This window comes from Hoylesella timonensis S9-PR14, from assembly GCF_000762405.1.
Taxonomy (GTDB): domain Bacteria; phylum Bacteroidota; class Bacteroidia; order Bacteroidales; family Bacteroidaceae; genus Prevotella; species Prevotella timonensis_A.
Map to the genome: position 1 here is coordinate 24,634 of NZ_JRPQ01000054.1, position 14,807 is coordinate 39,440.

At 41.6% G+C, this 14,807-nt stretch carries 11 protein-coding genes; 6 read left to right on the top strand and 5 right to left on the bottom strand.

All coding sequences use genetic code 11. From position 1 onward, the window contains the following. Positions 1 to 20: 20 nt before the first annotated feature. The gene (locus HMPREF9304_RS02225; RefSeq protein WP_036926164.1) at positions 21 to 629 is read right to left on the bottom strand and encodes a porin family protein; all 609 of its coding nucleotides are present in this window, start codon (positions 627 to 629) and stop codon (positions 21 to 23) included. 904 nt (positions 630 to 1,533) lie between these two features. Here HMPREF9304_RS02225 and HMPREF9304_RS02235 point away from each other — a divergent pair. The 6 genes from HMPREF9304_RS02235 to HMPREF9304_RS02260 all read left to right on the top strand — a co-directional run bounded on the left by HMPREF9304_RS02235 (position 1,534) and on the right by HMPREF9304_RS02260 (position 7,561). Further along, positions 1,534 to 1,758, top strand: a complete 225-nt coding sequence (locus tag HMPREF9304_RS02235) for a DUF4492 domain-containing protein (protein WP_008124255.1) — start codon at positions 1,534 to 1,536, stop codon at positions 1,756 to 1,758. Positions 1,759 to 1,770: 12 nt separating this feature from the next. Next, a complete protein-coding gene (locus HMPREF9304_RS02240) occupies positions 1,771 to 3,333 on the top strand; it encodes a cytochrome ubiquinol oxidase subunit I (protein WP_197061627.1) in 1,563 nt (520 codons plus the stop codon). A gap of 19 nt (positions 3,334 to 3,352) precedes the next feature. Continuing rightward, a complete protein-coding gene (locus HMPREF9304_RS02245) occupies positions 3,353 to 4,495 on the top strand; it encodes a cytochrome d ubiquinol oxidase subunit II (protein ID WP_036926186.1) in 1,143 nt (380 codons plus the stop codon). Between the two features lie 163 nt (positions 4,496 to 4,658). Continuing rightward, positions 4,659 to 5,309: an endonuclease III gene (nth, locus tag HMPREF9304_RS02250; protein WP_036926167.1), complete on the top strand. Its 651-nt coding sequence runs from the start codon at positions 4,659 to 4,661 to the stop codon at positions 5,307 to 5,309. Between the two features lie 3 nt (positions 5,310 to 5,312). Then, positions 5,313 to 6,023 (top strand): DUF2461 domain-containing protein, encoded by a 711-nt coding sequence (locus HMPREF9304_RS02255; RefSeq protein ID WP_036926168.1) that lies wholly within the window; start codon positions 5,313 to 5,315, stop codon positions 6,021 to 6,023. Beyond that, positions 6,020 to 7,561 carry a ComEC/Rec2 family competence protein gene (locus HMPREF9304_RS02260; RefSeq protein ID WP_036926169.1) on the top strand — a complete coding sequence of 514 codons (1,542 nt, stop codon included), beginning with the start codon at positions 6,020 to 6,022 and terminating at the stop codon, positions 7,559 to 7,561. Before HMPREF9304_RS02255 ends, HMPREF9304_RS02260 begins: the two co-directional genes overlap by 4 nt. A gap of 16 nt (positions 7,562 to 7,577) precedes the next feature. On the opposite strand, the gene HMPREF9304_RS02265 is transcribed toward HMPREF9304_RS02260, so the two are convergent. The 4 genes from HMPREF9304_RS02265 to HMPREF9304_RS02280 all read right to left on the bottom strand — a co-directional run bounded on the left by HMPREF9304_RS02265 (position 7,578) and on the right by HMPREF9304_RS02280 (position 14,756). After that, positions 7,578 to 8,369 (bottom strand): ABC transporter ATP-binding protein, encoded by a 792-nt coding sequence (locus HMPREF9304_RS02265; protein WP_036926170.1) that lies wholly within the window; start codon positions 8,367 to 8,369, stop codon positions 7,578 to 7,580. A 164-nt stretch (positions 8,370 to 8,533) separates the two neighbouring features. Beyond that, complete coding sequence (gene secA, locus HMPREF9304_RS02270; RefSeq protein ID WP_036926171.1) at positions 8,534 to 11,866, bottom strand: preprotein translocase subunit SecA; 3,333 nt, start codon at positions 11,864 to 11,866, stop codon at positions 8,534 to 8,536. A gap of 374 nt (positions 11,867 to 12,240) precedes the next feature. Then, positions 12,241 to 13,605, bottom strand: coding sequence for an alkaline phosphatase family protein (locus HMPREF9304_RS02275; RefSeq protein ID WP_036926172.1), 1,365 nt, complete (start codon positions 13,603 to 13,605; stop codon positions 12,241 to 12,243). Beyond that, positions 13,602 to 14,756 (bottom strand): Lnb N-terminal periplasmic domain-containing protein, encoded by a 1,155-nt coding sequence (locus tag HMPREF9304_RS02280; protein ID WP_231564447.1) that lies wholly within the window; start codon positions 14,754 to 14,756, stop codon positions 13,602 to 13,604. The genes HMPREF9304_RS02275 and HMPREF9304_RS02280 overlap by 4 nt, the downstream gene beginning before the upstream one ends. Between the last annotated feature and the right edge of the window lie 51 nt (positions 14,757 to 14,807).

The following is a 14,807-nucleotide window of genomic DNA, read 5'->3' on the forward strand; positions in this document are numbered from 1 at the left end:
TTTGACATGCTCATATCGCATTACAGTGCAAATTTGTAACCAACTGTAATCTGGAAAACGCTATTCTTACTGCTGTCTTCGTCAATAATCTTGGTTAATCCCAAATTGTATCGTGCATCAATATTTATATTGCTGAACTCATAGGAAACACCCACGGGAAAAGAGACATCAACCTTATTCAGTTTGGCATCAATTCCCGCAGCTTTAAAAGCTTTCTCCAAATCAACCTCTGCGTTGACACCATTCTGTGAAACTTTGACTTTATTGTTGATCAAAAAGCCAGGTTGAATACCTAACTTCACAGCAAATCCATTAGCCACATAGACGTTAGCAAGAATGGGAACATTAATATAATCTAACTTTACTGTTCCATCTACATCGCCTATTTTTCCCTTAGCTCCCTGCATAGAGTAAAGTAATCCACCCGAGAAACTAATCATGTCCGTAGCCTGTACTTCTAATTCGGCACCAACAACTGGCGCAAATCTTGAGTCGGCATCACCATCATTTGTAAGCGTAGCTATGTTCAAACCAACTTTAGGTTGTAAGGTAACCGTACCTTTGTCACGCTGCCCGTACGCTGCAATTGCTATAAACATAACGCATGCACTTAAAATAACTTTTTTCATATAAGATAATTATTATAAATAAATTAAACTTATGCAAAGATACACAAACAACGTAACACTCCAAACGTTAACGATAGATTTTTCAGGAAGAAATCATTTTTTATTTTCTTCTTGTAGGATAGACGATGAAAGCGAATGCGCAATGATGCTGCACTGGGTGGAGTGTATTGATGTGGATATGAAAACATCCAAAGTAGGAGAGATGCGTACCCCGACTATCCCAACGTGTGAGGTTGCTGAATCCGTGCAGCGAAAAGGCGTTTTGTGAACAATATAATGACTCAAATAAATAAGAAAAAATTTTACAAGTACCCCTTCATAGCTGCCATATTTTGAAGCAACCTGCTCTTTGCTTGCAAATATCGAAGTTTTGGCGAAGTTTCGCATTGTATTGATTATCAATATAATACAAATAATAGTCGCCTATATTCAACCTTTTTACTTGCATTTTTGCATGAAATAACGGCTTTTTTTGCTGTTATCAACATGCAATAACCGCATTAAGTCATGTGAACAGCATGCTTAACCCATGTGAACAACCGGCTTATCTCCATGCTTTAGCACAAACGAGCCTTTTTCATGGTTCTATTTTGCCATCATAGCATTGGCTTTGCCTATCGTTTTTTTCTATTTCATCATTTTTCAACGCCCATTTTATTGTCATTTTTTAGGACAAATAAAATAGGAAAAGAGATCGACAATGAGCGCAAACAATGTAAGCTGTTTCTTTCATGAGAGGTGTTGTTGAATATAAAAAAAACAGTTTTTCCCCATCTATCACCTTATATAAATAAGGGAGCAGGGCTCAATACATGAAAAAAAAGCAAGATTTTTAATTATTTTTTCGGAAAAAGTACAACATTAAATAAATTTTGCTATCTTTACACCGCATAAACAACTTACTATGAATAAAAAGAGCTTCCTCTATAGAGCTTTTGATTTATACTATGATGGTTTCAAAAACATGACACTGGGTAAAACCCTGTGGGCTGTCATTATTATCAAACTCTTCATTATGTTTGCGGTATTAAAATTCTTTTTCTTCCCAAACTTCATTCATCAAAATGCCAAAGATGGAGGAGAGGCAGATTTTGTTTCGAGCGAGATGATAAAACGAACAATTCATTAAATATTTAACATTATGCACAATCTGTTATTAGAGATTTCGGCACAGACGATTGATTGGTCACGTGCCCAATTTGCTTTAACAGCCATTTATCATTGGCTTTTTGTTCCACTGACATTGGGTCTTGCCGTTGTCATGGGCATTATGGAGACTTGTTATTACCGTACACGTGATCCTTTCTGGAAGGATGCTGCACGTTTTTGGCAGAAACTGTTTGGTATCAACTTCGCTATGGGCGTGGCTACCGGGCTTATCTTGGAGTTTGAGTTTGGTACCAACTGGAGTAACTACTCTTGGTTTGTTGGCGATATCTTCGGTGCGCCATTAGCTGTTGAGGGTATCATTGCCTTTTTCATGGAGGCTACCTTCGTTGCTGTGATGTTCTTTGGTTGGAAGAAAGTTTCACCTGGCTTCCACTTGGCATCTACTTGGTTAACAGGTCTGGGAGCAACGATATCAGCTTGGTGGATTTTGGTAGCCAATGCATGGATGCAGTTGCCAGTAGGACAGGAGTTCAATCCAGACACAATGCGTTTCGAGATGAATTCTTTCATGGAAGTTGCTCTATCTCCGTTCGCAGTAGATAAGTTCTGTCATACAGTTACTTCATCTTGGATTATTGGTGGTGTGTTCACTGTAGCTGTTAGTAGTTGGTATTTGCTCAAGAAGAGAGACCACAAATTGGCAATAGCAAGTATGAAGATTGGTAGCATTGTTGGTTTAGTGGCAACATTGTTAGCGTTGATTACTGGACACAGTTCTGCTATTCAGGTAGGTAAGGTTCAACCGATGAAGTTGGCAGCCATGGAAGCTCTTTATAATGGAGGAACGAGTCAAGGCTTAACAGTTTTTTCTGCTGTAAATCCTTTTAAGCAACCTGACTATACCAACCAACAACAACCACCTATGAAGCTGGATCTTCCTAAAGGTTTGTCATTCTTAGCAACATTAGATTTTGATGGTTATGTTCCAGGTATCAACGATATTTTGAACGGATATACCAAACCTGATGGCACGCAAGTTCTCTCTGTTGAGGAGAAGATGCAGCGTGGTCGTATGGCTATCGCAGCTTTACAGGATTACCGCAATGGTAAAAAAGATGAATCCACGAAGCAAGCTTTGAAAGACAATATGCCTTATTTCGGTTATGGATATGTGAAGTCACCGCATCAGGTGGTACCTTTCATTCCTGTAAACTTCTGGGCTTTCCGCTTAATGGTGGGCATAGGAATGTTGCTCATTCTCTTCTTTATTTGTTCTTTGTTCATTGTGTACAAGAAAGACATTGTCAAACACCGTTGGCTGTTGATTTCGGGCATCGTTTTATTGCCTTGTTCTTACATCGCATCACAGTCGGGTTGGCTTGTTGCAGAGTTTGGACGTCAACCTTGGACCATTCAAGATATGCTTCCAACATGGGTAGCTATTTCTGACATTAAACCAAGTTCTGTTATTGTCACATTCTTTATCTTCTTGATACTGTTTACAACGATGTTGGCAGTCGAGATAAGTATTCTTTGCAAGGCTATTAAAAAAGGGCCAGAGAACAGTGAGATATCAAACCATGTTGAATTATAATTAGAAAGGTATAACAATGATTACATATAGTTTTTTACAGCATTACTGGTGGTTTCTTGTTTCTTTGTTAGGAGCCTTACTGGTTTTCTTGATGTTTGTTCAAGGTGCTAACTCTTTGGTTTTCAACCTTGGAAAGACTGAACACGAGCGTAGAATGGTGATAAATAGTACTGGACGCAAATGGGAAATTACCTTTACTACCTTGGTAACGTTTGGTGGTGCTTTCTTCGCCTCATTTCCTTTGTTCTATAGTACCAGCTTTGGAGGTGCTTATTGGTTGTGGATGATAATCCTCTTTTCTTTTGTTGTTCAAGCAATCAGCTATGAATTTCAAAACAAGTTGGGTAATTTCTTAGGCGTAAAGACTTTTCAATGGTGTTTAGTAATCAATGGTATTTTAGGTCCTGTATTGTTAGGAGGTGCTGTGGCTACCTTCTTCAATGGATCTAATTTCGTTGTCGACAAAATGAATATTACCAATAGTGTTGCTCCTGTGATTAGCCATTGGGCAAATTATAGTCATGGTTTGGATGCATTGTTGGATATTTGGAATGTCGTATTAGGTTTGGCAGTTTTCTTCTTAGCACGTATTTTGGGTACCCTCTATATTATAAATAATGTGGCAGATGAAACTTTACGCGCACGTAGTCGCAAACAACTGCTTTACAATACCGCTGCTTTCTTACTCTTGTTCCTTCCATTCTTGATTAGAACATTGTTGAAAGATGGCTTCGCTTACGACCCTGCAACAGGAGTAATCTCTATGGAGTCAATGAAGTATCTATATAATTTGTTGGACATGTGGTATCTGGCAGTTGTGCTGTTGGTGGGTGTTGTGCTGTTACTTTTTGGTATCGTCAGAACCGTTATGTGCAATAACTACATCAAGGGTATTTGGCCAGCAGGTATTGGCGTTGTGTTAGTGGTACTCGTTTTGTTGCTCATCGCAGGATGGAACAACACAGCCTACTATCCTTCTAATGTTGATTTACAGAGTTCTCTGACCATTGCTAACAGTTGCAGTAGTGAATTTACGCTCACAACGATGTCAATTGTTTCGCTCTTCATTCCATTTGTCTTGGCTTACATCGTTTATGTATGGTATGCCATGGATAAAGACAAAATTACGAAAGAAGAAGTTAAGGAAGGAGATGTATATTAAATCTGTTGACTAATTTTAAGTCTGAATGTGACTAAATTCTCGTAGACGATGAATTTAGTCACATTCTTTTTGGGTAGCTCCCTTTTTCCTACTCCTATTTATTCAATGCTTAAAACCGTTCAGATTCTTTGCTAATGTCAGAATCATTTATTAAATTTGTGTGATGACACGAAAAGAAAGATACAAATACATCCTCGATTATTTTAAGGAAATATCGCCAGAGGTCACCACAGAATTAGAGTTCGGTTCTGCATTTCAACTATTGGTAGCCACCTTGTTAAGCGCCCAGTGTACTGATAAGCGCATCAATCAGGTAACGCCTGCTTTGTTTGTACGTTATCCAGATGCTCCTTCAATGGCACAAGCCACAGCAGAAGACATTCTCACGTATGTGCGTAGCGTGAGTTACCCAAACTCGAAATCTAAACATTTGGTGGAGATGGCTCAAATGTTGGTGCGAGATTTTGATGGAGAAGTGCCAGATAATACGACAGATTTGGTGAAGTTGCCAGGCGTAGGTCGCAAAACAGCCAATGTGGTTCAAGCCGTTTGGTATGGAAAGGCTAAAATAGCGGTGGATACCCATGTGTATCGAGTGAGTCATCGATTAGGATTGGTTTCTCAAAAATCGAACACTCCCTTAAAGGTGGAGTTGGAATTGATGAAATATATCCCTGAGACGGATGTGTCAAGCGCACATCATTGGCTTCTTCTTCATGGACGCTATATTTGCCAAAGTTTGCGACCTAAGTGCGAGAAGTGCCCATTTGAAGCTATTTGTCCCAAACTCATGAATTTTTCTAAATTAGGATAACCCATGGATATTAAAAGAATTTTGCACTTTTTGGAGGATATTGCTGCCAATAACAACCGAGATTGGTTTCAATCCCACAAAAAAGAATACTTGTGGTGTCGTCAAGAATTTGAGGAAGGAGTGACTAAGGCGATTGCTACTATTGCGGAGTTTGACCCTACGGTAGCGCATGTCACGGCAAAGGATGTTTGTTTTCGATTTAATCGTGACACTCGTTTCTCGCCCGACAAATCTCCCTACAAACGACATTTTGGTGCCTATATCAGTGCCAAGGGCAGAAAGTCCTTGCATGCTGGTTATTACATTCATCTACAGCCTGGTCATTGCTTGTTGTCCGCTGGGGCTTATTGGTTGCCCACTCCCATATTGACTTCTTGCCGAAATGAAATCATGGGTCATATTGACACTTGGCGTGAGTGCGTTGAGAATGGAAAGTTTGTCAATTATTTCGGTTATGCCAACGAAGGTGTTTGGAACGATGGACAGGCGTCTCAGAAAGGATTTGGAATCTCATGCTTGAAGACTTGTCCCAAAGGTTTCCCCTCTGATTACGAATTTATACAGTACCTTCGTATGAAAGATTATGCTTGTTGGCACCGTGTAGATGATGACTTCTTTGCAGGGAACGATTGGCTTCTTCCGATGGCTGAATTGTTTAAGGTGGCACTGCCTATGATGCAGTTTACGAATAACGTCATTGATGATTATGAATGAAAAGTGCTGATTGGCTTCAGTTGCATCCGTTATTAAAAATAGTATTGGCTTTCATCATCGGTTTGGTGATTGCCCATACCTTTAACTTTGGAACCTTTGCTCCATGGTGGCTATGGTTGGGGATAACGACAGTTGCGTTATTAGTTGCCTTGCTATGCAGAAGTCATGCCCGTTGGCAAGGCGTCTGTATCTTTGGGGCATTTATTTTCTGGGGGATGTCTCTTTATACACTTCAGGATTGTCGGTCGGCTTCATCTCTGCCCGCTGGTGAGCAGGTTGCTCAAGGAGTCATTATGAGTCCGTTGATATCTAAAGGGAAGGTGGTACAATGTGATGTGTTGCTTACGAAAGGCTTGTTGTCAGGAAAGAAAGTGAAAGCCTCTATTCTCAAAGATACGCTCCAACGACGTTATCAGCAACTTGGTATTGGGAGTGGTATTGTATTTCGTGCTGTGTTTCATCGTTTTGAAAATCTAAAATCTGAATCACATTTTGATTATCCACAATGGATGTTTCTGCATGGATATCGAGCTCAAACCTTTATTTATTTCACCGATTGGCAAACTTGTGCTGTAGACTTTCATGACTTGCCGCGTGTTGAACGTCTACGTTTGTTTGCCCAACAAGTCCGTTCTCGTTTGTTGCAAATTCTTGAACGGCAAGGTCTTCACGACCAAGACTATGCTGTCATTGCTGCCATGACCTTAGGAGATAAGTCCTCCTTGTCCAAGTCTACCAAGGAACTTTACTCCATTACGGGTACTTCTCACTTGTTGGCACTCTCGGGTTTGCACCTTAGTATTCTGTTCGGGTTATTAAGTGTCGTCTTTGGGAGACGTCATCTTCTGAACGTTGTTATAGCCATTCTCACGATTTGGGCTTACATCTTCTTAACAGGTATGTCTTCAAGTCTTCTACGGTCAGGACTTATGTTGACGCTTTATTCATTAGTATCTTTGCTGAACCGTCACCGCATGTCATTGAATGCGCTATCTTTTGCAGCCATAGTGATGTTGATGATTCAACCCATGTTGTTGTGGGATGTCAGTTTTCAATTATCATTTATGGCAGTGTTAGCTATTCTAATTTTATACCATCCCATTTATCATTTGCTCCCCTTGCATTGGCTTCAATGCTTTTCCTTTATCCGATTGTTATGGGGAATGATGACAGTTTCTGTTGCAGCACAAATAGGTACAGCTCCGTTGGTGGCTTATTATTTCGGACGTTTTTCTTGTTATTTCCTATTCACCAATTTGATAGCCGTTCCTCTCACCACTTTTATTTTATATACAGCCTGCTTGGTGTTCATGTTGTCTTTTTGGACGTCGGCACAAAATATTGTTGCCCAAGTCATGGCATGGACAGCACAGTGTCTCAACCGACAACTCTCTGCCATCGCATCGTGGACTGGTGCCAGTGTTGAAAACATTCATCTCACAGCCATACAGGTCTTGGCTATCTATCTGCTGATAGGCTGTGGTATTGGATTCTTGTTTTATTTATCCAAGAGTTACCGTCAATCCAAAATCTATTGAATATGCTTTGTTGTGCCTATTCGTTGCTCATTTCTCTATTGAAATAAGCTTCTAAGTCTGCGTCTGCTTTCTGATTTTCGTTAGGCAAGTCTTTGATAATCTTTCCTTTCTCAAGCAAAATAACTCTTGTTGATATCTCTATGGTATGTTGTAGGTTGTGACTGCTCACCAAAATCGTGGCATTTGTCTGCTTGTGGTAATCCAAAATGATTTTCTTGAGCAAGTTCTGACTGGATGGGTCAAGGAAATTGAATGGTTCATCTAAGATAAGTAGTTGTGGATGTGCAATCATTGCTGCAATAATCCCTATTTTTTGTTGATTTCCAGCAGAGAAATCACGAATCAATTTCTTTTGTCCAAGTATTTCACCATCCATGAGTTGCGTCATTGAGTTGAGAAAACTTTGTAATTGCTCTGTTGGAAGATGGTTTACTTTAGCGATGAACTCAAAATATTCTTCAGGTGTTAAAAAGTCAATTAAGAATCCACTATCAATATAAGCACCTGTCAATGCTTTCCATGTTTCTGTTTCAGAAGGTGATATCCAAGTCAAGTTAGTTGAATCTTGTGAAGGCATTAATGGTTCTGTAGAGACTGTTTGCTTTGTCTCTTTCTCATCAAATCCCAATAAAACCTGCCCCTCGTCAGCCTTTTGTAAATCTAATAACAGTCTGAACAAGGTTGTTTTACCAGCTCCATTGTTGCCTACCAAGCCTATCACTTCACCTTTGTCTATCTCCAAAGAGGGGATATCGACAGCTGTTTTTTCACCAAATATCTTTTTAAGACCAGTAAGTTGTATCTTCATAAGGTTGATTTTTCTTCATTTGACGTCATGTCATGAAATGCGTAGATGTTTGCACGTGAGGGTTCGTAACCGTAGAAAGCGTGTCGTCATATAGAAAGATTGCTGACGGGCAAGAGTTATCCAATCTTGTTCATCGTCAGCAATCTTCGTTCTACTGCTTGTCACTAACGGAGGTTTCTGCCGTGACAATTCTTGAATTTCTTACCACTACCGCATGGACATGGGTCGTTTGGTCTTGGCATCTTATCCTTGATATACGGCGTACGGTTCACTTGTTGTGCGCCTTCTCTCGTGTCTTGTCTCGCTGCAGCTGCTTGATTTGGATCGGTGAGATCTTCTTTCTGCTCGTTGTAGCGTTGACTTCTTAGTTCTGGAGCAGCCTCTTGCACTTCTTCGTGTTGCATTTCAGGAATTTGCGCACGCATCAGGATGCTGGTTGTTTGGTTATTCATCTCGTCAATCATGCTGTCCCAAAGTTTCGCACTCTCTAATTTGAAGATAAGCAGAGGGTCTTTTTGCTCATACGAAGCATTTTGCACACTGTGCCGCAAGTCGTCTAATTGTCGCAGATTCTCTTTCCAGTTTTCATCAATGATGTGCAACAAGGTCGATTTCTCGAACTGCTTCACAACGTCCTTTGCTTCTGTATCGTAGGCTTCTTTCAAGTTACAAGAGATTTGATACATTCGCTTGCCATCGGTCAGTGGCACTGCAATGCGCTCAAAGCGTTCGCCTTGTTCTTCTTGCACTTGCTTGATGACGGGCCAAGCTACAGCCTGAATGCGGTCTGACTTGCGTTTGAAAACCGCCATGGCATCTTGGAAAGCCCGTTCAGCCAAAGCGTTTTTATCACCTGCCGTAAACTCTTCTTCCGTAAAGGGAACTTCCATTGCCAACACCTTCAAGAACAATTCCTTGGCTTCTTGATAGTCGTTCGAGCCAACAATGTTGAGACAACGGTCCCAAATAATATTGGTAATATCCATTCCGATACGTTCTCCCATCAAGGCGTGGCGACGCTTTTCATAGATGACCGTACGTTGTTTGTTCATCACGTCATCGTATTCGAGCAAATGTTTACGAATACCGAAGTTGTTTTCTTCTACCTTTTTTTGTGCTCGCTCAATACTCTTGGAAATCATTGGACTCTCAATGCGTTCGCCTTCCTTGAATCCAAGTCTGTCCATGACTGATGAAATACGCTCTGAACCAAACAGACGCATGAGTTTGTCTTCCAAGCTCACATAGAATACCGAACTACCAGGGTCACCTTGACGTCCAGCACGACCGCGTAACTGACGGTCTACACGCCGACTCTCGTGCCGCTCTGTACCAATAATCGCAAGTCCTCCTGCTTCTTTTACTTCAGGAGAGAGCTTGATGTCCGTACCACGACCAGCCATGTTGGTAGCAATTGTTACAGCCCCTAAGCCGTTGATGGACTGACCAGCCTGTGCTACAATGTCGGCTTCTTTTTGGTGTAGTTTCGCATTCAGCACGTTGTGAGGAATTTTTCGCATGTTGAGCATCTTGCTGAGCAGCTCCGAAATTTCTACAGACGTAGTACCTACCAAGCAAGGGCGTCCACTATTTCGCATCTGTTCTATTTCGTCAATGACGGCAGCATATTTCTCACGAGCGGTTTTGTACACACGGTCGTCCATATCATTGCGCTGGATAGGACGGTTGGTAGGTATCTCTACCACATCCAATTTGTAGATGTCCCAGAACTCTCCTGCCTCGGTAGATGCAGTACCTGTCATACCTGCCAACTTATGGTACATACGGAAGTAGTTTTGCAGCGTAATGGTTGCAAAGGTCTGTGTGGCAGCTTCCACCTTTACATGCTCCTTTGCCTCAACAGCTTGATGCAATCCATCGCTCCAACGGCGGCCTTCCATGATACGTCCTGTCTGTTCGTCGACGATTTTTACTTCGCCATCCATCACAACGTATTCATCGTCTTTGTTGAACATGGTATATGCCTTCAGCAACTGCTGCAAGGTATGAACACGTTCACTTTGTACACCATAGTGGGTCAACAGTTCATCTTTCTTATCAATACGCTCCTGATCAGAAAGATTTGTTTCGTTCTCTAATGCCGAAAGTTGAGCCGTAATGTCTGGCAGTACAAACAGTTGATTGTCATTCACCTGTTTAGAGAGCCATTCTGTACCCTTGTCTGTCAAGTCACAGCTGTTCAGTTTCTCGTCAACAACGAAGAAGAGTGGCTCTACAGCCTTAGGCATCTCACGGTTGTTGTTCTGCATGTAGTACTCTTCTGTCTTGAGCATTCCTGCCTTGATACCTTCTTCCGAAAGATATTTAATGAGCGGTTTGTTCTTTGGGAGAGATTTATAAGACCGATATAGAGCAAGAAAGCCCTCTTCTGTCTTCTTCTGATCTTTGTTTGCTTGTCCCTCTGTAATGAGTTGTTTTGCCTCAGCTAAGAACTGAGTAGCTAATTTTCGCTGTACATCAACCAGTCGTTCTACCAGTGGTTGATATTCTTCAAACATCTGGTCATCGCCTTTTGGGATAGGTCCACTAATAATCAAAGGAGTACGTGCATCGTCAATCAATACCGAGTCTACCTCATCCACAATGGCATAGTTATGGGCACGCTGTACCAAGTCGGCAGGAGAAATTGCCATGTTATCACGCAAATAGTCAAAACCAAATTCATTATTGGTACCAAACGTGATATCTGCCATGTATGCTTTCCTACGCTCTGGTGAGTTCGGGCGATGCTTATCAATGCAGTCTACGCTCAATCCATTAAACTCGTATAGCGGTCCCATCCACTCCGAGTCACGTTTTGCCAGATAGTCATTCACCGTTACTACGTGAACACCGTTTCCAGTCAAAGCGTTTAAGAAAACGGGTAGGGTAGCGACTAAGGTCTTTCCTTCACCTGTAGCCATCTCTGCTATCTTTCCTTGATGAAGGGCAATACCACCAAAGAGCTGTACATCGTAGTGTACCATTTCCCACTTCAAGTCATTTCCACCAGCTGTCCAGTGATTGTGATAAATCGCTTTGTCACCATCAATGGTTACAAAATCCTTGGAAGGGTCGGCAGCTAACTCTCGGTCAAAGTCGGTGGCAGTAACCACAACTTCTTCGTTTTCTGCAAATCTTCGAGCGGTATCTTTTACAATAGAAAAAGCGGTAGGCATGACATCATTCAGTGCCTTTTCGTATATTTCGAGGGCCTCTTTTTCCAATTTATCTATTTCTTCGAAGATGGGTTCACGTTCATCGATAGGTGTCTCTTCGATGTTGGCTTTCAGTTGCGCAATTTTGTCCTTTTGCGCTTGTGCGGCATCCTGTACATACTTTTGTATTTCTTTGGTTTTGGCACGTAGCTCGTCATTGCTCAGCTTTTGTATGTCGGGATAAACCTTTTTCACTGTTTCTACCAAAGGTTGAATCAGTCGCATATCTCGGCTCGATTTGTCGCCAAACAATGATTTTAGAAATTTATTGATATTCATTGTATCTATTTATTTGTTTTTATTTTCTATATAATAAGGTGATGCAAAATTACGAATAATATTTGTTAATTTGCTATTTCTCTTTTATTTATTTGGAGGTGTCCTCAGATGTTTGAGTAAGTCTCTTTATGTCAATGACTTTCTATCTTGCTATTTCTTCTTTTCTTTCTTCTTTGGCATGGGTTTGTTATCTCATTGACTTAAGCTGCTTATCTCCATGGGTTAATCGCCTTATCTCCATGAGTTAACCGCCTTATCTCCATGAGTTAAGAGGCTTGGAACATTGAGTTAATTTTAAGGGGGTAAATAGCTATCAAAAGAACCCTATGCAGATGAAGCGGAAACTGCTGATGATGAGTACTTTATACGAATGTTTATTGAAGTGGGGACACCTTGCAAGCGTTGGGTGCTCTGATTTGGATAGACTTTGCGATAGTAGGCGCAATGCGGTCTACCGAGACGGGTGTGGTAACACGTTGAGGCTTGATACCCATTCCATACAAAATAATAGGAAAGGGTACAAAGGATGCACGTGCAATATAATTATCTTGATTATCTTCGTTCAGCAACTGCCAACCTGGCGCAACCTCAATGATTAAGTCGCCACTCACGGCTGGATTATACGGACTTTCAGACACTTTCCTAATTCCTGCGATTTGTGTCAGAAAATCCTTGGAGCGTGACAAAATGTCCTCAAACGAAAGCAGTTTGTCTTCGATAAACTTTCGGTTGAGATAAATTTGATTATTAAAACAAGTTTCAACGTACCGACTTTGCCCATAAATGGCTCCAAGGTACATGTTTAGCAAATTGGCTGTACGGTTGATGTAAAAAGTGCCTGTGGGGATGCGGTATTTTGCATAATCTACTTTTTGGTCATCTGTATAGCCCGTACTGGTTAGCACAAAGAGCACTTGCTGATTTCCAACGGACTTTTCTATCTGTTCAATCAGGGTGGCAAGTGTATGATCTAATCCTCGATAGAGGCTTTCAAAATCGGTGCGCCACTTTTCAGTTTGTGTTCCCTTGGCAGAAAGTGTAATCGAGAGATAGTCGGTCTGGGCGTCCTTTCCCATGGCGTGATGGTTCAGACAAGCAATCGCTGCATCACAAACGGCATTATTCTGATCCGCCTGTTCCTTACTCGGTTTTGTTGTAGTATTGCGATAAGCCTGAATCCACTTTTGGGCTTTCGACCCATAATAATTGGAAGTGGTCCAGCTACCTGTTTTTTCATCTATCCAAAAAGCACCATCAGCGGCATGGCCAGCCGATAAGACAGCAGCGTCTCTTTGGGAGGCTATGCCATAAACAATAGAACCACCGTTGCTTGACACCTTCAGTTCGTCACTAATGGTTGAGGTGGATAATCTTTGAGGGGAAGTCGTGTATTTAGCATCGTCAACACAAAAAACGGGGCGTAAGGTTTTCCTGTCTAACCATCTTGTGCTGATGATATTATGATAAGTGGGTGTAGTCCCAGTGACGACGGTAGCGATAGCCGAAGCTCGATCTACGGACTCAAAGGGATAGTTGGCGGCTTCGTAAACGCAGCCTTTACTTAATAGTTTCTTAAACCCATTTGGCGAGTATAGCGGTGAATAATGCTCAATGTAATCATTGCGTAACTGGTCAATCGTAATGTTGACAACCAAACGAGGCGCAACTTGCAAGGTTTGAGCTTGTGTCGTTGCTCCCGTAAGGGTAGCCATGATGATTGCGGAGAGACATTTGTTCATCTATTCTTGATTTTATGGGTGTATATATATAGCCAACAATATCTACATAGCAAAGATAATGCCACAAGTGTCATGCCTTCCGCATAATGTTGGAAAAACGAAAGCAGAAGGAAAGCACACAAGAGAATGCTCCAAAATTTGGTATAATCGTGCAAGTGTCCATTTCTCAACGCCTTAATGGAAGGGTAAAGAAAGAAAAGGTGGAGAGGACAGAGTAGGAGTATCTGAAAATTAAGTTGCACAGTGGGATGTTGAGAGAAAACCATTGCCAAAAGTATAACACCAGCTATCCCAGAAAGGAGCATGACGATAAGGTCGTACTGCCATAAGATGCGTCTGAATTTCCATTCGGCAAAGCAAATAATCAATGTTGCAATGCACCATAAAACAGCGCAATGCAGCGGAGTGATAGGAGCTCTCGATTCATGTTTTTCTACTGGTGGAACGAGATAGCATGTGCTGTCTACCAAACTGCGACGATGTCCTTGATGGTCGATGACAATGGCTTCGGCAAAATCTGCTCGTAGACTATCTGGCAAAAATTGTTGTTGTTCGTTGGTTGTAGCTGCATCGGCATGTACGCCCAGCAATAAGTCATTGCCAAAACGCGCCCAGCGATGCGACTGGTTCCACTGGTGAATCATTTCCCGATAGGATATTTTTTTCGACTGACTCGCTGGATAGAGAACATGTCCATTGATATGATTGATGAGCATGTCTCTTGCACGAGTGGTACAGTTGTCGTAGAAATAATTGTAGCGGTACACTCTGTTTTCTGGTCGGTAGTTGACGTCAATGGCTTGAGTGATAGCCCATTTTTCTTCGCGAGTCAGGTTCAAGACCTGTTCCTTTACCCAACTGCCCCGATGAGAATAGGTAGATATGAAAGTTGCAAAATCTTCTATCCCCATTTCATAATCGGTCAGTCCAAACACGAATCGAAGGATGAAATAACTTTTTTGAAAGGAGAAGATACCGTAATTGATAGCGATGTCCTGTTGACGCGCCAAGTCGTGGTAACGTATGGCGGTGTGTCCATAGTAGGAATAGACTTGGTTGCCAGGTCCACAGGTGAGCAAACTGATACGTACAGAGTCCATGCTTTTGAGCATTGTGCTATCAGCTTGAGCAAAAGTGGGCGTCGTTGTCATCAACAGCAAAATCGCTATAAAGACAATCCTTAAATGTGTAGTAAAACGTTT